The organism is Enterococcus sp. DIV0421, assembly GCF_051713745.1.
Classification (GTDB): Bacteria; Bacillota; Bacilli; order Lactobacillales; family Enterococcaceae; genus Enterococcus_D; species Enterococcus_D casseliflavus.
Window position 1 is genome coordinate 1108606 of record NZ_JBIOQM010000002.1, and the last position, 22157, is coordinate 1130762.

Sequence of the window (22157 nt, forward strand, 5' to 3'; positions counted from 1 at the left end):
GTTCTTTAATCAGTAGGTTAACAAGTATTCTCGATACGCTTGAACAGATGCAGTCAATTCTGCGAATGAATCACTTGGGAACTTTTCTAATAGTTCATTGGCCACCACTGTCGCCACCACACTCTCACAAACAACACTGGCTGCTGGTACAGCGGTGCTATCTGAGCGTTCGACGCTTGCTTTATACGGTTCTTTGCTGTCGATATCCACACTTTGCAACGGCTTGTACAAGGTCGGGATCGGCTTCATAACACCACGAACCACGATTGGTTCACCGTTCGTCATGCCGCCTTCAAACCCGCCAAGGTTGTTGCTGCGACGGGTATAGCCTCGTTGTTCGTCCCATAAAATCTCATCCATGACTTTGGAACCTGGCAAAACACCAGCCTCAAAGCCAACGCCGAACTCAGCACCTTTAAAGGCATTGATGCTGACCACGGCTTGGGCGATTTTCGCATCAAGTTTTTTGTCCCATTGCACGTAACTGCCTAAACCAGCAGGAACGCCGCCAACAAGTACTTCCACTACACCGCCGATCGTATCGCCATTTTTCTTCGTTTGATCGATCAGCTGCTTGATTTCTTCTTCGACTGACGGATCTAACACCCTTACTTCTGAAGCTTCAGAGCGTTCTGCGATTTCTTTGACGGTCAACCCTTCAGGAATTTCCGCTTTGATGCCGCCTAACATTGTTACATGACCCGCCACATCGATGCCAAGCTCCTTTAAAATTTTCTTCGCGATTGCTCCGATGGCTACCCGCATGGTCGTTTCACGAGCAGATGAGCGTTCCAAAACGTTTCGTAAATCTTGATGATGGTATTTCATGCCGCCGACTAAGTCAGCATGACCAGGTCTTGGTCGTGCCACTCGTCGTAGTTTGCGGTCTTTTTCTGGTACCTCTTCGATCGCCATGACCTTGGTCCAGTTTTTCCAATCTTTGTTCTCAACCACTAAAGTCACAGGAGAGCCTAGTGTTTTTCCATGACGGATACCCGAAGTGATACGGACTTGGTCTTTTTCAATCAGCATCCGTCCCCCACGGCCATAGCCGGTTTGTCGTCTCGCTAATTCAAAATTAATGTCTTCTGCTGTTAATGGCAATCCTGCCGGTAACCCTTCGATAATGGCGGTCAACTCTGGTCCATGTGATTCGCCTGCTGTAATATAACGCATGATCCGTTACCTTCCTTTCTTATAATAGGTAGTCTTTGATTTTTTCAGTCGGGATCGTCACGATTTTCGCCTGTCCGATCGCTTCTAATAGAATAATCTTCAATTGTTGCCCGCGGGCTTTTTTATCATGAGTGATTGCTTGGTATAATTGCTCTTTATCTATTTCACTTGGTGTGATCGGCAAGTGAAACTTCTCAACCATTTCTGTAAGCAGCTGGGTCGTACCTTTTGGTGTTAATCCGATGGCTTCTGCATGACGGGTGATCATGATCATCCCCATTGCAACCCCTTCGCCATGACTGGTGTCAAACGCGGCTGTTCTTTCTAAGCCATGCCCGATCGTATGACCGAAGTTCAGTGTCAGACGACTGCCATGATCAAAAGGATCTTCTTCTACTACTTTTTGTTTAACCTTTAAAGAGGCAGTGATTACTTTCTCAGCATGTGCCAAAAGATCGACTTCATCTTTCAAACCTGCTAACGTTTCCCAAAGCTCAGAATCTGCAATAGCGGCTGACTTGATGATTTCAGCAATGCCTTCTTGGACGCGTTTGAGGGGCAAACTTGTAAGTAAATCTGGATCGATCATCACACCGGCTGGTTGTGCAAATGTCCCGACGAGATTCTTGGCACTGCCAGTATTTAAAGCTGTTTTTCCGCCGATACTTGAATCGACCTGTGCCAATAACGTCGTTGGAATCTGCAAGAAATCAATGCCGCGCATATAAGTAGAAGCAACAAATCCTCCAAGATCACCAATCACACCGCCACCAAGGGCAATGATCCCATCGCTTCTGGTCATTCCGAGTTGGGCAAGACCATCATATAAATTAGCTGCTTGCTCTAGTGATTTGCTTTTTTCGCCAGCTGGTACGACTAACAGTGTTGCCTCAAACCCTGCAGCGGTCAAGGAATCGACGATTTGTCCGCCATACAGGGGTGCGACGTTGCTGTCTGTAATGACGGCAATACGCTGTTTGTCCCACAACTGTTGCACCCAGGTTCCGACTTTTTGAAACGCCCCTCGTTTGATGAGGATATCATAGGAATGTTCTTCTAAATGAATGTGTAACATTGATTTTTGCACCTCTTTTATTGGTTGTCTTGACGCTTAGTCTTGCAATGCTTTGATTTCTTTCATCGCTTTTTCCATGATATGGACTTCTTTCATCATGTTCATGTACGTTTTTTCATTAAGTGATTGAGGACCATCAGACCAAGCATTGGCTGGATCTGGATGGATCTCAACGATCATCCCATCGGCGCCAGCAGCAACACCCGCTCTAGCCATAGGAGGTACGAGATCCCAGATACCTGTTCCATGACTAGGATCAACGATGATTGGGAAGTGGCTCAGTTTTTTGATGATTGGTACCGCGCTTAAATCAAAGGTATTACGGGTTGCTGTTTCGTAAGTTCGGATCCCACGTTCAATGAAAATCACTTCACTTTTATCTTGAACGGCGATGTATTCCGCTGCATTCAACCATTCGTCGATCGTGCCAGAGATGCCTCGTTTAAGGCCAATTGGTTTCCCAGTTTTCCCAACGGCAGCTAGCAATTTGAAGTTTTGCATGTTCCGAGCACCAATCTGCAAAATGTCACTGTATTCCGCAACCATATCGATATGTCCTTCGTCCATGACTTCTGTGATGACTTTCATGCCCGTTTCATCCGCTGCTTGACGAATGTATTTTAGCCCTTCTTCTTCCAGCCCTTGGAATGCGTATGGCGACGTGCGTGGTTTGAAGGCACCACCACGTAAGATTTGGGCACCACCAGCTTTAGCGATTCGGGCACATTCACGAATTTGGTCTAAGCCTTCAATCGAACATGGACCAGCCATCGTAACAAAGTTGCCGTCACCGATTTTCACGCCATCTACATCCACAACCGTATCTTGCGGATGGAACTCACGAGAGGTCAATTTGTAGGTGTTTGAGATCCGAATGGCATCTTCGACACCCTCGTAGCTGCGAAAAGCAACATCTTGGATGCGGCGGGTATCCCCTTTTAAGCCGATAACGACCTGTTCTTTTCCTTGGTTGACTTGAACATCTAAGCCTTCTTTTTTGATTCTTGTTACAACAACTTCAACTTGTTCTGGCGTAGCGCCTGGTTTCATAATTACGATCATTTTTTCTTCCTACTTTCGTTTTTTTCTGTTTTTTATTTTTTACATGGATTCGATGAGTGCTTTGACTTTTTCAACAGGCATCGCTTTGCCAGTCCAAAGTTCAAATGCGGCTGCACCTTGATAGAGTAGCATGCTTAAGCCGTTTGCAGTTTTGGCGCCGACTGCTTTCGCATCTTTCAAAAGCTGCGTTTCTCTTGGATTATAGATGACATCATAGACAGCTAATGATTCCCGTAGGAGTGTTTTATCTTTCAGAGGACTTACGGTATCATTTGGTTTCATTCCCACGCCCGTGGCATTTACCAATAAGCTGCTTTGATCGATGGCTGTTTTTAAAGCCATCTGATCTTCTAAGTCGGTTAAGGTAATTTCACAAGATGTTTTTTGTGCAATCTGTGTTAATTTTTCTTGGATGATTGGATAAAACTCATCCTTGCGGTTAAAGACATGGATCGTTTTGACGCCGTCTAGTGCGGCTTGGCTAATGATCGCTGTCGCCGCTCCGCCAGCTCCAATCACCGTCATGGTGTCGCCAATGATGGATACTTGAATGTCCTCAAGAGCTCGCATAAAGCCGATGCCGTCTGTATTGTGCCCAATCAAGCGACCTTCTTGATTGACGATCGTATTGATTGCGCCGATCAACTCGGCTGCGGGTGAACATTCATCCATCAGCGCTACAGCCGCCATTTTATGAGGCATCGATAAATTGACACCTAAGAGGTCCAACTGACGGATGCTTTGGATACTAGCGGCTAAATCGTCCGGCTCAACATCAAAGGCCAGATACACGGCGTCGATCCCTTGTTCTTCAAAAGAAAGATTGTGCATCGCTGGAGAGATGCTGTGTTTGGCTGGTTTGGCAAATAGTGCCGCCAACCGTGTGTGTCCGGTTATCATTTGTTTCATCTGGTTCATTCCTTTCAACAAAAAAAGATGTCCACCGTAAATTTAAGAATCTACAGTGAACACCTTCAAACATTACATAACGACAGAGCCGATATGTGAATATAAAAAATAGCCACTATAGATTTTACGATCTACGTGGCTGCGAATTCATTACGAAATGCTCTAGCCATCATAGATACAAACTTAGCGTTTGTACCCATGCCTTCATGAATACAAACCTATCTAAAATAGCTAAAGTAATATTTATTCAGTTGTGTGGGGTTCGTTAGCAATAATTTTTGCATAGTCGTTCGCTCCAAACTGATGTAAGATTGACCTAAGTATAGGTTTAACTTTGAAAGATGTCAATGATTTTTTCTTATTTTTTTCATTTATTTGATTGTTTTTTTTGAAAACACTGTTCTATCAAGGGTTTATAAGTCATCCTCAAAGAACAATAATAGTTCAGGTAAGCTTAATTGCGCTTTTTCCTCTGCTGAAAGATCTTTGACGATCTCCCCTTTTCTGAGCAGGATCAAGCGGTCTCCGTATTTTAATGCATCTTCCATCCGATGGGTGATCATTAGACAGGTCAGGTTTTGTTCTTCCACGCGTTTTGCAGTGATTTGCATCAGCTGTTTGGAGGTCTTTGGATCTAACGCAGCCGTATGTTCATCTAGCAACAACAGTTTTGGAGTTTGGATCGTTGCCATCAATAAACTTAGTGCCTGTCGTTGACCACCAGATAAACTGCCCGTTGGCGTATCCAAATGATTTTCCAACCCGTTGCCGATTTCTTTACAAAGTGCAAAGAACATTTCCCTTTGTCCTTGGAGTTGTCGAAGACCAAGTGACCGTTTTTGCCCTCTTTTTTGGGCTAACAGCAGATTTTCTGCCACTGTCATACGGGGAGCAGTGCCCATTTTCGGATCTTGGAAAACCCGCGCCAAAAAGCGTGCGCGTTTTTCTTCCGAAAGTGTAGTCACATTTTGATCATCGATCATCACTTGCCCACTCGTCAAGGGCATGGTGCCTGAGATGCAGTTGAATAACGTGCTTTTGCCGGCGCCGTTTCCTCCAACGACCGTGACAAATTCTCCTGGCTTTAAAGAAAGATCGATTTTATTCAAGAGTACTTTTTTCTCATTTGGTCCGTTGCCGACAACTTTAAAGGCTTTTTTTAAGGCTAACATTATTCGTCCTCCGTTTCAAAACCAGTGCGTAGATGCAAGGCTTGTTTAAATTGAGGGATCAACAAGCAGATCGTCAAGACGATTGCAGAGAAGATCTTCAAGTAGGTCGTATCAAATCCAGCTTTGATCACAAATAGGATCAATAATTGGTAAATAATGCTGCCAATCACAATAGCGATCAAACGTTCCAGCAAGGTCAGTTCCCCATACAACACTTCACCAATGATGATTGACGCCAGTCCGATAACGATCACACCGATACCTTTGCTTATGTCAGCATAGCCGTCATTTTGCGCAATCAATGCGCCTGAGAGTGCGATCACGCCATTGGAGACGATCAATCCAATGATTTTCATTCGATCGGTATTGATCCCCATCGATTTTGCCATATGCTCATTATCACCTGTAGCGATGTAAGCTTGACCCAAATTCGTATGGAAAAAGTAAACCAAGACGCCCCCGATCAACAAGACCATGATCAATCCAATGATCACCGTATCATAATAATTCGGTAAATTCATTCTAGTAAAAAAATCTTGAATTTTCGGTTGGTTTAATAAAGAGAGGTTGGGTGAGCGCATCACAAACAGCATGACCGAGTTCAATGAAGACATCACCAAGATTCCAGCTAAAATCACGGGAATTTTGCCTTTTGTATAAAGAAGTCCTGTCACACAGCCCGCACACATCCCAGCCAATACTCCTAAACAAGTCGCTAAGACGGGCGACACCCCATGGGTGATCGCTGTCACACAGACAGCACCGCCTAACGGAAAGGACCCTTCCGTCGTCATATCCGGGAAATTTAAAATTCGATAGGTCATAAAAATCCCTAATCCCAGGATTCCCCAAACTAGTCCTTGCCCTATTGCTGAAACAATCATCATTCTTCCTCCATATTCTTACAAGTTTTCTCTTTCAAGACCCTCTCGATGATCGCAGGTGGTCGCTGTTCTTGGTTGTTACTCGTCACTTGCTTCGCTTTCTGGCGTCGTTGTAATCAGTTTCGCCTCGTCTTTGAGGTTTTCTGGGATAGTGATGCCCAATAACTGCGCCTGAGTTTCATTGATGATCGTTTCGCCATCGCTGAATGTATAGATCGGTGTTGTAGCAGGTTCTGCTGTCCCATCAAGAATTGCTGCCACCATCTTCCCAGTTTCCACGCCTATCGTAAATTGATCTTGTCCGACCGTTGCCAAACCGCCTTGTTCCACCATCGTGTCTACGGAAGTAATGATTGGTGTTTTTGATTTATTGGCTTCTTGAACTACGGTCTGCATAGCATTTGCGATCGTATTGTCTAACGGAATATAGATAAAATCGACTTCCCGTGCCATCACTTGCACCATTTGCGCAATTTCATTACTTGAAGGAACGGCATACGATTTGCTGGTCAAGCCATTTTCTTCGGCAGCAGCTTCTGCTTCTGCCACTTGGTATTTCGAATTGTCTTCGGTCGAAGAATACAAAATACCGACTGTTTTTGCCTCTGGCAGCAAATCTTTTGCTAGTTTGATTTGTGCAGCAACTGGTGCTTTATCGGAAACACCAGTGATATTGCCGCCGGGTTGATCCATATCTGCCACCAGATTTGCCCCAACTGGATCAGTGACCGCTCCTAAAACGATCGGTACATCCTGAGTGACATTCGCCAACGCTTGTGCTGCGGGTGTTGCTACCCCAACCAAAACGTCGGCATCTTTATTTAGCAGCTGCTGACTCATCGTTGCCAATTTGCTTTGATCCGCTTGACCGTTCTGGAATTCGATCGTCAAGTTGTCCCCTTCGGTATAGCCTGATTCTTTAAGGCCTTCTTTGATCCCCTCGGTGATCGCATCCAGTGCTTCATGACTGACAAATTGTAAGATCCCGACTGTTTTTTCAGCTTTTTCTACTGGTTCCGAAGTCTCACTAGCTTGATTGGTCCCACTTCTCATTCCTAACTGATAGACAAATGTCGCTCCTAAAAATAATAAAATAACGGCAACCGATGCAATTAATCCCTTGTTTTTCATTTTTCATTCTCCTTTTTCTGCTTACGTTTTTCGTGTTTTTCATTTTATGGTTTTTGAGAACAAAAAAAGCAACTGCCTATGTGACGGCAATTGCAAGTAAGCAAAAGCCGCATAGAAGCTTGTCCTATGCGGCGATAAATTCAACTACCAGCATAGATACAGCACTTTAGAAGGTTCTCTAAAAAGTTGTATCTATGGAATGAGGTCCCATCAATACAACTATCTACGCCAGTTTTGCCATGATTTCACTTGCAATGGAATAAATAGTTTCATGATTGTTCCTCCTTCTCAACTTGTTTTTTTTCTTGATTGAATTCAGTTTAGCTTATTGATAAAAAAACGTCAACAATTTTCTGTCAAATTGTCAGATTTTTTTATCGATCATTGGCAGAAGAACGAATCGTCCACATCGGTAAACGATTCAATTCTGGGATGAATTCCGTCGTTGGCTGCCCAAATGAATCAAAGGTAAAGCGATTTTTCTCAACCCCTTCTTCATAAAAAACAAACGTCACTTTATCAGGATCAACGCTGTATTCATTGGAGAAAAAAGCCGCATCATAGACGATTGGATAATAAAAAAATGTCCGATTCAGTTCATCTTCTTGCGCTTGGATCAGATCAAATACTTGATCGAGTTGAGGTCCGTTGGGCTTACTAAACATCACCGAGATCGCTCGTGTTTCACGAATCGTCTTGTCTGCAGTCAGATAAGGCAATGGCTGTACTTTTTCTGACGGCAGCTTGTCAAAAGCGATCCGATCCACTAAAGAAGCATTGATACGATTTTGAGAAAAGACGATCAAACCTGCGAAGACGAGTGCGAAAAGAATTCCCCCGATCAGCGTGAAAATCGTTTTTTTCTGATCTCGATAAAGATCATCTAAAAAAGCTTGCCAGCTTTCAACTATTTTTTCTTTTGTGTAATGAACAAAGTTCCTAACTTGTTCCATAATTTGCCCACCTTTTTTAAAAATCCTACTATTAATTCATACTATCAATTCCCTTCTAGAACGTCAAGAAACTTCACATTTCTTCGATAATTCGGTAAGATAAAAGAAAACGGTAAAGGAGTCATTATGCATAATCTAGCTGATTCATTGATGTCTGGAGCCAATCCAATCTTCGATTTCATCGTTGTCTGTTTAAACTTTCTCTCCATTTTTGTCATCGTTTGGGGTGTATTGATCGCAGGCATTGACTTTGTGCGCTACGAATTAAAAGAAAAGGATCGATTGGTGGCAGCCAGAGAGAATAATTTTATCCACAATTATTTAGGGAGTTATGTTTTATTAGGTCTGGAGATCTTGATTGCAGCAGATATTATTGAGACGATCATCCACCCTACTTTCGAAGACATCGTACGTCTAGCTGCCGTCGTTATTATTCGGACAGTCATCTCTTATTTCTTGAATAAGGAAATCGAGCGTGCACTGCAAACCACCGATCACCAACCTACCAAGAAAAAGGAAAGCTAGCTGCCATGGCTTTTCTTTGGATTCTTCGGTATAATAGATAGGAATATTTGACATTGGAAGGATCAATCCCTCAGTCAAACTATCCTTAGAAGAAAAGAGGGAAACAATATGTCTTTTGATGGTGTCTTTACCCATTTAATGGTCAAAGAATTACAAAATCAATTAACCAGTGGACGTGTAAACAAAATTCATCAACCTTATGAAAATGAGGTCGTATTTGTGATCCGTTCCCAAGGAAAAAATCACAAACTTTTGCTATCCGCACACCCCACCTATGCTCGTGTACAATGCACAACGATCGCCTATAGCAATCCAGAAATCCCACCGAATTTCTTGATGATGCTACGGAAATATTTAGAAGGGGCGATCTTAGAATCAATCGAACAAATCGACAATGACCGTGTGATCCATTTTCATTTCACGCGACGAGATGAATTAGGTGATTTGCAAGCCCTCGTCTTGATCGTCGAACTAATGGGCCGTCACAGTACGATTTTATTAATGAATAAGACGAGCGGAAAAATCGTCGATACGATCAAACACATTGGTCATTCACAAAATACGTATCGTACCTTATTGCCAGGTGCTGTCTATGTTGCACCACCAAAGCAATCGACGCTTAATCCTTTCACAGCCTCTCGCACCAAAATTTTTGAAGAATTATCTACTCTTGATCCATTGACGGCAAAAGAACTTCAACAACGATTCCAAGGCTTAGGCCGCGATACAGCAGAAGAATTGATCGCTCGAATCAATGCCAATCCCAATGAAAAACTGCGTCAGTGGGAAGCTTTCTTTACAGAGCTTACCCAGGAGCTAGTACCAAGTTATCTCCAGTCAGAGAAAAAGGAATATTTTACACCAATTCCCTATCCATCATTGATCGATGCGACCACCACTGTCACCCATTATCAGAGTCTGAGTGAGCTTTTAGATGCGTTTTATCACGACAAGGCGGAAAGAGATCGGGTCAAACAACAAGGTGGCGAATTACTGAAAAAAATTGAGAATGAACTGAAACGGAACCAGTTGAAGTTAAAGAAACGCCAACAAACGTTGATCGATTCAGAAAACGCCGAAGAATTCCGTCAAAAAGGTGAGCTTTTGACGACCTTTATGAATCAAGTCCCTCGTGGTGCTGCTTCAGTTGATTTGGAAAATTACTATGATGAGAATCGGCTTTTGACGATCAAACTCGATCCTGCTCTGTCTCCCAATCAAAATGCTCAGAAATATTTTCAACGTTACCAGAAATTAAAAAATGCAGTCAAACTGATCCATCAGCAGATTGCCGAAACGAAAGAAGAAATCGCGTATCTCGAATCCGTGTTAGCCCAATTAGAAATTGCCTCTCCCATGGATCTGGCGGTTATTCGGGAAGAACTGATCGCACAAGGCTATGTCAAAAATCGGGCGAAACAGCGTAAAAAAGCTGCTCCTTCGCAACCAGAACGATTTCTTTCTTCAGACGGAACTGAAATTTTCGTCGGAAAAAACAATTTACAAAATGACCAACTGACCTTAAAAACAGCTCGTAAGAGTGATATCTGGCTGCATACCAAAAATATTCCTGGCTCTCATGTCATCATTCGTTCGGATGATCCTAGTGAGACAACCTTAATGGAAGCTGCAGAGCTTGCCGCATATTTCTCAAAATATCGTCAATCTGCCCAAGTACCAGTGGACTACGTGCAAGTCAAACATATTCGGAAACCGAATGGTGCCAAGCCTGGATTCGTCATTTATGAGAATCAAAAAACACTTTTTGTGACACCTGATGAGGGAATTTTGAGATTAAAACAGTCCTAGCTGTTTCTAAGTTTATTCGGATCAAAAATCATAAAGTAATCAATCAAAAAACCGATCACAAGCGCGTGCCTCTTCGCAGCGCTTGTGATCGGTTTTTATGCTTTTTCGTTCTATCTACTGCTCTTTCAGCAACAATTTTGCTTAGCTTGTATCACAAAAGGCAAGCCTTCTCAGAATTCAGCCATCAACATATCTGCTAGATCCGCTAGAATGGCAATTGAACATCACCTGCGGCTAATAGGCTCTGCTGGCTAATAAATCCCGCCATCCTCCATAGTGACTTTCTTCTCAAAATCAAAATGATACAGCTTTTCCCAGTGATTGATATTCAACGTTCCTTTGGTCAAACGGATCGCTAGAAAACAACAGCCTTTATCATCCTCATTGTTAACTTCGTCGTACCAGACAAAGGCTTTGCGAATTTTGCTTCTTAATTCTGCATTTTTAGGGTCTAGCACCCACCCTAAATTCTCTCCTTGACCGATCGCAGTAAACCATTCACCACTGACAGCAATCGCAACTGCTGAATTCTTACTGATTTGCTTCATTTTGTTTGATTGCTCATGAGTTGACACGTAAAAAACGCCGTCTTCATAAAAAGCATCTACTTCTCGGACGACTGGCTGTGTTTCTCCCTTGTCATTCTCGTTACAAGCAGTCGTGGCAAGGGCGATCACATTGTCTTTAAAATGTCCGAATTTTTCTTCAAGTAGTTTTACTCCTTCTTCAAACTGAGTCATTGTACTGTTCCTCCTTACATCTCACTTCTTTTTTTAAAAGGAATCCATAATTCAACATGAACGACATGATTTTCTCTTTCTTGATAAAGCTCAGGGAAAAAATCCTCAGCAATCCACCCCTTCTTCTTTAACCAGAAACGGATATAGCGCATCGCCTTCCCCATATTGATGATCAGTTGCTCTGAAATCGTATCAAAACTGCAAACAACGTAATCCCGAGCCGGTAGCGTCCATTCACTGAAGGTCGATCCCTGTGAGTCATCACCTACTTGGCCAACAAAGTAACTCGAATAGCCTTCTGGCGCATCTCCTGGAAACGAAACACCGATCTGGTAGATGGCATTTCCCGGTTGATTGGCAATCTTTTGAAGAAATTCATGCCAAATTTCTTCAATCGGGTCGATCCCTGTTCGTTGCCCTAGCATTTTCCCATAGTTGAATGGGTAGTAACCGACGATCCCATAGAAGACCAGTGGATGCGGATTGTTTTTTTTCTGGATTTCTAAAACAACCCCTTCACTGATCAATGGGATACCCTCTTCCGTCACAATATAGCCTAATGAAAGATCTGGCTTATCAAAGTTTTGTAAGCCAATGGGCTTTTTCTGATAAAGCGAGGGTGAAATTCTATAGACCGTTTTAAACGTTCTTGAAAAAACGGCATGACTGCTAAAGCCGACTTCAAAAGCGACATCAATGACTCGCTTCTTTTGGTTTTTCAATAAAAGCGCACCTCTTGCCAAACGACGCAGTTTTATATATTCCCTAACAGAAATTTTAACCAAACGAGTGAATAAGCGCTGATAATAAAAAACGGACAATGATGCAACTTGCGCCAACGTTTCGATCTCTAATGGCTCGGTAAGATTGTCTTCAATATAATCGATTGATTTTTGGATTGCCTCCCATGCATGCATATGAATTTCCTTTCTTTTACTATAAAATAATTCGCTAAAAAAGCTTTACCGTGTCTGCTCTTTTTCAATTGATTTAATTGTGTTTCATTTCACAATAAACCAAATACTTAAAACCTGCTTATTGATTAGTTTAGCATAGCCTTTGTGCTCGATACCTATGAAAATAAAAAAAAGACGAGGATTTTCGTCTTTTTTTCCGTTCGTTTTTAAACTATTGTATTGCTTGAAGGTTCCCACTATGTCGGGTTTTATAGGATAATCAGAAGAGAAGTCCGAGAAAAAATAAGTAAAAGGAACCATTTTTATAAATCAATAGAAATAAATAGGCCGATCTTTGCGGTCTTGCAATGGGCGATTATTATTTTCTAATACTTCTTCGCGGAATTCTAAAATGAAGCGACGGCTCATCTCCCCAATCCAGTCAAAGACAAACCAGTTGATTGGCCCTTTCGTTGGTGGGGTCGTCAAGGAACCAACATAATGAAAATGGTGGGTGCGTTCTGGCAAGAACATGCTCGGATCAAACCATTGGGTGTGGTTCTCAAAGTCCCAGATGCTGTCGTCTTGCTGATTGCAGATCCAGTTGAGTTTATCCGTCAGTTTGAATAAGATACCCACCACCAAGTTTTCTCCGTCATCATTCATATGAACGAGGTGAAACTCTAACTCTTGCTGCTCGTCATCGATAATGTGTTCAGACGGCATGTGAAAATGAATATCCGTCAAATAGTAGTTGATCCCTTTAAATGTGACATAGCTTTCTTTGTTATAAGGAACGAAGTGAATCGTATTTTTGAATTCTTTTTCCGTGAACCGCTCTCGTTTATAGTGAAAAGCCAAGTCCTGATCGATGGGTTCTTCGGTCTCATCGTGGACTAAAGCGATTGGGGATTGGTAAGGAAATTCGGCACCTTGTGCATACCAGTCGCACAAAGTGTGCCAATGTTCAGGTCCATTGTCTCCGGAATAACTCCATGGAACGTCCATATTTCTTTTCAAAAAAAACAGCCTCCTAATTCAAGTTGACAGCAAGGTATAGCCCTTCCTATCAAAAAACTTTCTCCCAATGCTATCAGAAAATAGGTAAAAATAAAACGAATATGCTTGGTCATTCCCTCACATATCCGTTTCTTATTTCAATTCCTTATTCACTCAACCAAGCAGCAGGATCTTTACGCCACTCTTGTAACAGGGCAACATCAGATTCTTGAATAGCACCCGTTTCTAAAGCCGACTCGATCAACGCTGTATAGTTTGTCAAAGTCACATAGGATAAACCTGCTTGATCAAAATTTTCTTGGACTTGAGGCAGCTCGTAAGTAAAGATCGCAGCGACGCCTAATACATCGGCTCCTTCTCTTTTGGCTGCTTCACAAGCCTCTAAGACACTGCCACCTGTTGACAATAAATCTTCAATGACGACCATTTTTTGATTTGGTTGGATACGCCCTTCAATTTGATTGCCTTTACCGTGTTCTTTTGCTTTGCTGCGAATATAAACCATTGGCAAATCTAACAATTCAGCGACCCATGCAGCATGGGGAATCCCAGCTGTTGCGGTCCCTGCAATCACTTCTGCTTCTGGGTAAGTCGTTTTGATGACTGCAGCTAAGCCTTTCGCAATGGCGCGACGTACGTGTGGATAACTCATAGTAATTCGATTGTCGCAGTAAATAGGGCTTTTGATGCCGCTTGCCCAAGTAAATGGTTCATTCGGTCGTAAGAAAATCGCCTCGATGTCTAAAAGATCTTTGGCGATTTGATTGGATTGTTCTTTCATTGGCTAGCTTCCTTCCATTCTTGTTTTATTTGCAGATAACTTTCATACGGTGCCTTAGATTGGGTGATTGGACGTCCCACAACGATCATGGTAGCCCCTGCTTTACGAGCTTGTGCAGGTGTCATGATCCGTTTTTGATCACCAACTTCACTGCCAGCTGGTCGGATACCAGGCGTCAAGCGTATGAAGGCATCCGTTGTCCTTTGTTTGATCTGCTTTGCTTCGTGAGCGGAGCAAACAACACCGTCTAACCCAGCTTTTTGGGCACAAGTGGCGTAATGCATGACACTTTCTTGCAGTGACGTCATGATCTGCTGATCATGATGCATTTGTGCCTCACTAGTGGAGGTCAATTGGGTAACTGCAATCAAATCAGGAACTTTGTGCCCTGCGGGGGTTCCTTGCTGCAGGCCTTTTTTAGCAGCAGTCATCATTTCGATCCCACCGGCTGCATGAACATTCGTCAAAGCCACACCTAAAGAAGCTAAGCGTTCCATTGCTCGTCCTACTGTATTGGGAATATCATGTAGTTTTAAATCTAAAAAAATATCATGACCACAGTCTTTTAACCAAGTAACGATCGCTGGTCCTTCTTGGTAGAAAATCTCCATTCCCACTTTCACAAACAACTTTTCCTCTTTAGGAAAATGCGCTAAAAAAGTTTCAATAGCCTGTTTGTTAGGAAAATCTAAGGCAATAATTGGCCGTTCACTCATCACATGTGCTCCTCTCTCACTTCTTTTATCAGCTGTTCCAAAGAAGGGATTCCTAATTCTGCCATTCGTATAGGCAATTCTTCAATCAACTTTGGGCAAATGTAAGGATCGGTAAAGTTTGCGGTTCCGACTGCAACAGCACTAGCACCTGCCAGATACATTTCAAGGACATCATCCACTGACATCACGCCCCCCATGCCAATAATTGGTAATTGAGAAACTTGCGCCACTTGTTTGATCAGGCGAATCGCCACTGGTTTGATTGACGGACCAGACAAGCCCCCCGTTTGGTTAGCTAAAATTGGTTTCCGTGTTTTTAGATCAATCCGCATGCCTAAAAGTGTATTGATCATCGTAAACCCGTCGGCGCCGCCTGCTTCGATCGCTTGTGCAATTGGGACGATATCCGTCACATTCGGCGAAAGTTTGACATAGATCGGCACTTGCGAGACTTTTTTGACCGCTTCAGTCAATGCACCAGCAACCGCAGGATCGGTTCCGAACGTGATGCCGCCATGCTTGACGTTCGGGCAAGAGATATTCAATTCGATCGCTTTGACATTTTCTGCCTGACTGATTTCCTGACACACAAGAACATAATCTTCGACGGTCGAACCGGCAACATTCGCGATGATTGGCAAATCGGGGTGTTTTTGAGCCAAGTCGGGTAAAATTTGATTCATGACCGCTTCTAACCCAGGATTTTGCAACCCGATGGCATTTAACATACCGCTAGGCGTTTCTGCTACCCTTGGGGTCGGATTGCCGAAACGTGGTTCAGGTGTAGTCGCTTTGATCATCACCGCACCTAATTGACTGATGTCATAATATTTATCATATTCTGCACCAAACCCAAAACAGCCGCTGGCAGGCATGATCGGATTTTTTAGACTCAATCCGGGTAGCTCGACATTGATCGACATTAAATGACCACCTTTCTCGCCTGAAATACAGGCCCTTCGTCACAAACTTTGACACTTTTTGTGCCTTGTTCATCATCTTTCGTATGGCAAACACAGGCATAACAGGCACCCATCCCGCAAGCCATTCGCGCCTCCATGGATAATTGAACATCTGGAAGGTCTTCGAAAAGCTGGGCGGTGGTTTTTAAAAGACCGTTATTTCCGCAAGCAAAGACCGCCGCAGGTGTTTGCTCTGCAGCTAATAACAGGTTGCCAACATTTCCTTGTAAACCCGCGCTGCCATCATCGGTAGCGATCCTCGTATCTCCCAGTGCGCGAAATTCCTCTTCATAATACATGACGTCTTTGCTGGCAAAGCCCAAAAAGTGAATGACGTGGACGCCTTGTTGCGTCAGGCGTTTCGATAATTCATAGAGCGGCGGTACACCGATACCGCCCCCTACGATAAATGCAGTGTCCCCTTGGTTTAAATGATGATAGCGAAACCCATTTCCTAACGGTCCCATCACATCGATTGGATCACCAACAGTCATTTCTGAAAAAATTCTTGTGCCATCTCCTTCGACCCGATAAATGATTCGGCATTCTTTTTTCTCAGCATCGATATGATTGATACTGATCGGTCGGCGAAGAAGAAAGGCATTTTGAGGAACCCGCAGGTGTAGAAATTGCCCTGGGGTCCTCATCTCATTGACTAATTCACCCGTCAATGTCATTTCAAAAATCCGCGGTGCCAGTTGACGCTGTTTGCTGATGGTCATGATTTCTTGCTTCATCAAAAAACTCCTTTATCTGCGTTAAATTGCTTTTGTTGAAAAACTGCGGGATTCCATCACTTTTAGAATCGCATCCGCTGTATCAAGAGAAGTAAAGGTCGGTACACCATGTTCCACCGCTTCTCGGCGGATGATAAATCCGTCTTCCGTTGCATTTTGGCGATCTTTGTCCATGGTATTGACTACTACTTGGGTCGTTCCTTTACGGATCAAATCAACAACCGTTTCTTCTGCTTGCTGTTCGGAAATCTTGGCAACCCGAGTCACTTGTAGTCCTTTTTCTTCAAAGTAATCGGCGGTTCCATTGGTAGCCAATAAGGTGAAGCCGACCTCTACGAAACGCGCTGCCAGTGCTGCTGCCTCTTCTTTGCTTTCGTCTGCAACGGTGAAAAGTGCTTTTCCAAATTCAGGAATATGCAGGCCTGATGCCTCAAAAGCTTTATAAAGTGCTTTTGCCAAATCTTTGTCTGATCCCATTACTTCACCCGTTGATTTCATTTCAGGGCCTAAGTAAGTATCGACTTTTAAAAGTTTTGTAAAGGAGAAGACAGGTGCTTTGATGTGTACTTCATTTGGCGTTGGCGCAAGTCCGTCATGATAACCTAACGCTGTGATCTCTTCTCCGAGAATCGCCTTCGTGGCAATTTGGGCCATTGGGATCTCTGTTACCTTGCTTAAAAATGGTACGGTTCGGCTAGCACGAGGGTTTACTTCAATGACATACACTTTGTTCTCATGGATGACAAATTGGATATTCATCATACCGATACAATTTAAACCTAATGCCAAGCGTTTGGTATATTCTTCGATCGTAGCAATTAATTCATCCGAAAGATTTTGCGGTGGATAGACCGCCATTGAATCTCCTGAATGGACCCCTGCACGCTCGATATGTTCCATGATTCCAGGAATCAAAACAGTTTTGCCGTCACAGATAGCATCGACTTCACATTCTTTACCGACCAAGTAACGATCGACCAAAACAGGATGTTCTGGTGATGCTTTCACTGCATGACGCATATAATCTTCTAAATCGGCTTGGTTTTCCACGATTTCCATCGCACGTCCCCCTAAGACATAACTTGGGCGGACTAAAACAGGATAGCCGATTTCTTGAGCGATGGCGATCGCTTCTTGTTCGTTCGTCGCTGTATCCCCTGGTGGTTGCGGAATATCTAGCGCTTGTAATGCTTGCTCAAAGAGATCACGATTTTCGGCACGATCAAGATCTTCAATGCTGGTGCCTAAGATTTTGACCCCAGCTTTTACTAAAGGCTCTGCTAAGTTGATCGCCGTTTGCCCGCCAAATTGGACGATGACCCCAATGGGTTGTTCCAAATCGATGACGTGTAAGACATCCTCTAAGGTCAATGGTTCAAAGTACAGCTTGTCGGAGATAGAAAAGTCAGTCGAAACCGTTTCAGGATTACTGTTCATGATGATCGCTTCATAGCCAGCAGCTTGGATCGCTTTCACCGAGTGCACTGTTGCATAATCGAACTCCACCCCTTGTCCGATTCGGATCGGTCCAGAACCTAGGACAAGAACAGATTCTTTTTCACTGCGCTTGCTTTCATTCTCAAACTCATAGGTGCTGTAGAAATAAGGTGTTGCTGATTCAAATTCTGCGGCACATGTATCTACCATTTTGTAGACGGGCAAAATCTTTTGCTCATGACGCAGCGTGCGGATCTCAGCTTCCGTGGTTTCCCACAGCTCAGCAATCTTTTTATCCGTAAAGCCGTTTTGCTTGGCTTTTTTCAACACATCAAGGGATTGTGGTTCGTTTGCTAATGCTTGTTCGATCTCAAAGATGTGAAGCATCTTATCCAAGAAGAACAAGTCGATTTTCGTCATTTCGTTCAAATCTTCGATGGTGTACCCTCTTCGGATGGCTTCCATGACGTAGAATAGGCGATCATCTTGCGCCTTGATGACTTTTTCCATCAGATCATTGTCAGAAAGAGCTTCTAATTCTTTCATTTCGATATGGTGTGTGCCGATCTCCAATGAACGAACGGCTTTTAATAATGACTCTTCAATATTACGACCGATCGCCATCACTTCACCAGTCGCTTTCATTTGTGTTCCTAATCGACGTTCCCCAGTTTCAAACTTGTCAAACGGCCAGCGAGGAATTTTTGCGACGACATAGTCAAGGGCGGGTTCAAATTCTGCATACGTCGTTTCTGTGACTGGATTTTTCATTTCATCCAATGTTAAACCGACGGCAATTTTCGCTGCCAGTTTGGCAATCGGGTACCCTGTAGCTTTACTTGCTAACGCAGAGGAACGTGAGACCCGTGGATTTACTTCAATGACATAGTAGTTGAAGCTATGAGGATCAAGCGCCAATTGAACGTTACAGCCACCTTCGATTTTTAACGCGCGGATGATTTTTAATGAGGCATCCCGTAACATTTGGTATTCATGGTCTGACAAAGTTTGGCTCGGCGCAAAGACGATGGAATCGCCGGTGTGGATACCGACTGGATCGAAGTTTTCCATATTACAAACGACGATCGCGTTGTCAGCAGAATCTCGCATCACTTCATATTCAATCTCTTTATATCCAGCAATACTCCGTTCAATCAAGCATTGGGTCACTGGCGAGAGCTTCAAGCCGTTTTCAGCGATTTGGCGAAGTTCTTCTTCATTGTTACACATGCCGCCGCCCGTTCCCCCTAGCGTAAATGCTGGACGAACAATGATTGGAAAGCTGATTTTTTTCGCAAATTCAACTGCTGCTTCCACCGTTGACACGATTTCTGATTCTGGGATCGGTTGATCCAATTCTTCCATTAATTGTTTGAATAAATCTCTGTCTTCTGCCTGGTCGATTGCTGCTAATTTGGTTCCTAGCAACTCAATTCCTAATTCATCCAAAATACCTGAGTTGGCTAATTCCATCGCCATATTCAAGCCCGTTTGTCCGCCTAATGTCGGTAAAATTGCATCAGGCTGTTCTTTACGTAAAATCCGTGAGACGAACTCAAATGTGATTGGTTCAATGTAGACTTTGTCAGCAATTTCTTTGTCCGTCATGATCGTTGCGGGATTCGAATTGACTAACACCACTTCGTAGCCTTCTTCTCGTAAAGCTAAGCAAGCTTGTGTACCGGCATAATCAAACTCTGCCGCTTGTCCTATAATAATCGGTCCAGAACCGATAACCATGATTTTCTTGATATCTGTACGTTTTGGCATATTAGTTCTGCTCCTTCCATGCATCGATCATCTCTAAAAATTCGTCAAATAAGTGGACTGCATCATGCGGGCCTGGTGCCGCATCTGGGTGGTACTGGACACTGAATGCTGGGTAACGGCGATGACGAACCCCTTCGATCGTGCCATCGTTCACTTCGACGTGGGTTACCATTAGTTTTTCTGGATCGATGGATGCTTCATCCACAGCAAAGCCATGGTTTTGTGAGGTGAAATCGATCCGACCAGTGGCGATCTCTCTTACCGGATGGTTTAATCCGCGGTGACCGAATTTCATTTTATAGGTATCTGCTCCATTCGCTAATGAGAAGAGCTGATGGCCTAAACAAATCCCGAAGATTGGTACCTTGCCTTGAATCCCTTGTATCATTTTAATTGCTTCTGGCAAGCTTTTGGGATCGCCTGGTCCATTCGTCAGCATTACACCATCTGGTGCGAGGTCTAAAATTTCTTGGGCTGTCGTATTGTATGGCAAAATCGTTAAATTGCAGTTGCGGCGTGACAACTCCCGTAAAATACTGTGCTTCAAGCCGAAGTCGATGACCACGATATTGCGACCCGTTCCAGGACTTGGATAAGGTTTTGAGGTAGAAACTTGTGCCACTTGATTGGTTGGTAAAACCGCCGCTTTTAATTGATCAAAGGCATGATCAAAGACATCGCCTGCATCAACGATACTCGCTTTCATGGTTCCGTGTTGACGAATCTTTCTCGTCAACGCTCGTGTATCGATTCCTGCGATCCCTGGAATATTTTTGCGTTTTAAAAATTCGTCTAACGTCAGCTGTTTTCGCCAATTGCTCGCTAGACGCGCGTGTTCTTTCACAACAACCCCTTTACAAGTTGGTGAAATTGATTCGTAATCGTCTCGGTTGACGCCGTAATTGCCAACCATCGGATACGTAAACGTAATGATTTGTCCGTTAAAGCTTTGATCCGTAATGGCTTCTTGATACCCTGTCATGCTTGTGGTAAAAACGATCTCACCAAAAACATTGACACTGGCACCAAACCCTTCGCCTTCAAAGTATGTTCCATCTTCTAAAATAAGCCAACGCTTCATATTATTGCCCACCTTTTTGCCATACTGTTTTACCATTTACAAATGTATAACTCGTATCCCCATATAACGTCCATCCACCGAAAGGCGTATTGACTCCTTTTGATAGGAATTGCTTAGGATCCACGTTATAAGCTGATTCTAAGTCAAAAATTGCCAGGTCGGCTTTGTCTCCGACCATCATCGTTCCAGCACTTAGACCAAAGAGCGACGCTGGTTTCACGGTCATCCAATCCACTAGCTGCTGCAAGGTAAAGCGTCCTGTTTTCACAAAATGAGTGTACAACAATTGGAAGGCATATTCTGATCCGACGATGCCAAATGGTGCTTTTAAAAAGCTTTGCATTTTTTCTTCATAGCCATGTGGGGCATGATCCGTCGCGATACAATCGATCGTGCCATCCAACAGACCTTCGATCAACGCTTCACGGTCTTCTTGCCCACGTAACGGTGGGTTCATTTTCCAAAAGCCTTCATCGGCAGGAATATCTTCATCGATGAGAAGCAAATGGTGGGGAGAAACTTCGGCTGTCACATGGATCCCAGCTTTTTTGGCATCTCGAATCACTCGAACACTTTCTTTCGTAGAGACATGGCAGACATGGTAATGGGCTCCTGTTGCTTCCGCTAAAAGCACATCCCGAGCGATTTGAGATGCTTCTGTTACACTCAAGATCCCTGGCAATCCAAGTTCTTCCGCTTTTTTACCAGCATGCATCACGCCGCCAAAGAGTAAGGAATCATCTTCTGTATGGGCAACCAATGCCAAGTCATTTTCGGCGGCTTGCTTCATTGCCAAATACATTGTGCCAGCAGTCTGAACCCCGACACCGTCATTTGTTAAGGCAAATGCCCCCGCGGCTTTCATTCCAGCTGCATCCGTCAACGTTTCGCTGCGCAAGTTTTCGGTGATCGGGGCGTATTGTAAGACATTGATTGATGCATCTGCGTTGATTTTTTCGTAAACAGCTGCTAATTTTTCTGGTGTATCAGGAACTGGGTCAAGGTTTGGCATTGCGCAAACTGTCGTAAACCCACCACGAGCGGCTGCCATGCTGCCCGTTTCGATTGTTTCTTTGTATTCAAAGCCCGGTTCTCTGAAGTGTACATGAACATCCACTAAACCTGGTGTGATCAATTGCTCTTTGGCATCGATGACTTCGTCAAAATCTGTTTCGGGAAATTCTGTACCGATCCCGCGAATGATTCCGTCTTCGATCCAAATTGCTGCAGGAACACAGTGATTGTCTTTTTTGATGATTTTACCGTTTTTAATGAGCGTTTTCATGTAAACTTCCTCCTCTAATTCATTCCTTTTTGCCTG

Annotated in this window: 20 protein-coding genes; 2 read left to right on the forward strand and 18 right to left on the reverse strand. The window is 43.6% G+C overall.

Going from position 1 to position 22157, the window contains the following annotated elements:
- Positions 1-9 precede the first annotated feature (9 nt).
- The 8 genes from aroC to IGI96_RS16450 all read right to left on the reverse strand — a co-directional run bounded on the left by aroC (position 10) and on the right by IGI96_RS16450 (position 8362).
- Complete coding sequence (gene aroC, locus IGI96_RS16415) at positions 10-1176, reverse strand: chorismate synthase (RefSeq protein ID WP_005226098.1); 1167 nt, start codon at positions 1174-1176, stop codon at positions 10-12.
- Between the two features lie 19 nt (positions 1177-1195).
- Complete coding sequence (gene aroB, locus IGI96_RS16420; protein ID WP_086338203.1) at positions 1196-2251, reverse strand: 3-dehydroquinate synthase; 1056 nt, start codon at positions 2249-2251, stop codon at positions 1196-1198.
- A 36-nt stretch (positions 2252-2287) separates the two neighbouring features.
- Positions 2288-3313 carry a 3-deoxy-7-phosphoheptulonate synthase gene (gene aroF, locus IGI96_RS16425; RefSeq protein WP_005226100.1) on the reverse strand — a complete coding sequence of 342 codons (1026 nt, stop codon included), beginning with the start codon at positions 3311-3313 and terminating at the stop codon, positions 2288-2290.
- A 39-nt stretch (positions 3314-3352) separates the two neighbouring features.
- Entirely contained in the window at positions 3353-4222 is an 870-nt protein-coding gene (locus IGI96_RS16430) for a shikimate dehydrogenase (RefSeq protein ID WP_086338202.1), read from the reverse strand.
- A 413-nt stretch (positions 4223-4635) separates the two neighbouring features.
- On the reverse strand, positions 4636-5394 hold the full coding sequence (locus IGI96_RS16435) for an ABC transporter ATP-binding protein (RefSeq protein WP_005226102.1): 759 nt from the start codon (positions 5392-5394) through the stop codon (positions 4636-4638).
- Positions 5394-6278 (reverse strand): ABC transporter permease, encoded by an 885-nt coding sequence (locus IGI96_RS16440; protein ID WP_086338201.1) that lies wholly within the window; start codon positions 6276-6278, stop codon positions 5394-5396. Before IGI96_RS16440 ends, IGI96_RS16435 begins: the two co-directional genes overlap by 1 nt.
- A 78-nt stretch (positions 6279-6356) precedes the next feature.
- Positions 6357-7409 (reverse strand): tryptophan ABC transporter substrate-binding protein, encoded by a 1053-nt coding sequence (trpX, locus tag IGI96_RS16445; RefSeq protein WP_010748363.1) that lies wholly within the window; start codon positions 7407-7409, stop codon positions 6357-6359.
- Between the two features lie 374 nt (positions 7410-7783).
- Positions 7784-8362 carry a hypothetical protein gene (locus tag IGI96_RS16450; protein WP_074933828.1) on the reverse strand — a complete coding sequence of 193 codons (579 nt, stop codon included), beginning with the start codon at positions 8360-8362 and terminating at the stop codon, positions 7784-7786.
- A gap of 126 nt (positions 8363-8488) precedes the next feature.
- Here IGI96_RS16450 and IGI96_RS16455 point away from each other — a divergent pair, with 126 nt between their 5' ends.
- Positions 8489-8887, forward strand: a complete 399-nt coding sequence (locus IGI96_RS16455) for a DUF1622 domain-containing protein (protein WP_438785378.1) — start codon at positions 8489-8491, stop codon at positions 8885-8887.
- Positions 8888-8995: 108 nt separating this feature from the next.
- On the forward strand, positions 8996-10696 hold the full coding sequence (gene efbA / locus IGI96_RS16460; RefSeq protein ID WP_086338199.1) for a fibronectin-binding protein EfbA: 1701 nt from the start codon (positions 8996-8998) through the stop codon (positions 10694-10696).
- 251 nt (positions 10697-10947) lie between these two features.
- Here the strand turns inward: efbA and IGI96_RS16465 are convergent, their stop codons facing one another.
- From IGI96_RS16465 to IGI96_RS16510, 10 genes are all read right to left on the reverse strand, one after another.
- Positions 10948-11436, reverse strand: coding sequence for a pyridoxamine 5'-phosphate oxidase family protein (locus IGI96_RS16465; protein WP_060791939.1), 489 nt, complete (start codon positions 11434-11436; stop codon positions 10948-10950).
- Positions 11437-11450: 14 nt separating this feature from the next.
- The gene (locus tag IGI96_RS16470; protein WP_086338198.1) at positions 11451-12353 is read right to left on the reverse strand and encodes an AraC family transcriptional regulator; all 903 of its coding nucleotides are present in this window, start codon (positions 12351-12353) and stop codon (positions 11451-11453) included.
- Between the two features lie 309 nt (positions 12354-12662).
- Entirely contained in the window at positions 12663-13340 is a 678-nt protein-coding gene (locus IGI96_RS16475; protein ID WP_017144366.1) for a carbonic anhydrase family protein, read from the reverse strand.
- A gap of 157 nt (positions 13341-13497) precedes the next feature.
- Entirely contained in the window at positions 13498-14133 is a 636-nt protein-coding gene (gene pyrE, locus IGI96_RS16480) for an orotate phosphoribosyltransferase (RefSeq protein ID WP_005226111.1), read from the reverse strand.
- Positions 14130-14849, reverse strand: coding sequence for an orotidine-5'-phosphate decarboxylase (pyrF, locus tag IGI96_RS16485; protein ID WP_086338197.1), 720 nt, complete (start codon positions 14847-14849; stop codon positions 14130-14132). Before pyrF ends, pyrE begins: the two co-directional genes overlap by 4 nt.
- On the reverse strand, positions 14849-15772 hold the full coding sequence (locus tag IGI96_RS16490; RefSeq protein ID WP_005226113.1) for a dihydroorotate dehydrogenase: 924 nt from the start codon (positions 15770-15772) through the stop codon (positions 14849-14851). Before IGI96_RS16490 ends, pyrF begins: the two co-directional genes overlap by 1 nt.
- A complete protein-coding gene (locus IGI96_RS16495) occupies positions 15772-16548 on the reverse strand; it encodes a dihydroorotate dehydrogenase electron transfer subunit (RefSeq protein WP_005226114.1) in 777 nt (258 codons plus the stop codon). Before IGI96_RS16495 ends, IGI96_RS16490 begins: the two co-directional genes overlap by 1 nt.
- 21 nt (positions 16549-16569) lie before the next feature.
- Positions 16570-19755: a carbamoyl-phosphate synthase large subunit gene (gene carB, locus IGI96_RS16500; RefSeq protein ID WP_086338196.1), complete on the reverse strand. Its 3186-nt coding sequence runs from the start codon at positions 19753-19755 to the stop codon at positions 16570-16572.
- Between the two features lies 1 nt (position 19756).
- Positions 19757-20836 carry a carbamoyl phosphate synthase small subunit gene (locus tag IGI96_RS16505; RefSeq protein WP_010748372.1) on the reverse strand — a complete coding sequence of 360 codons (1080 nt, stop codon included), beginning with the start codon at positions 20834-20836 and terminating at the stop codon, positions 19757-19759.
- 1 nt (position 20837) lies between these two features.
- Positions 20838-22121, reverse strand: coding sequence for a dihydroorotase (locus tag IGI96_RS16510; protein WP_015509725.1), 1284 nt, complete (start codon positions 22119-22121; stop codon positions 20838-20840).
- Positions 22122-22157 lie beyond the last annotated feature (36 nt).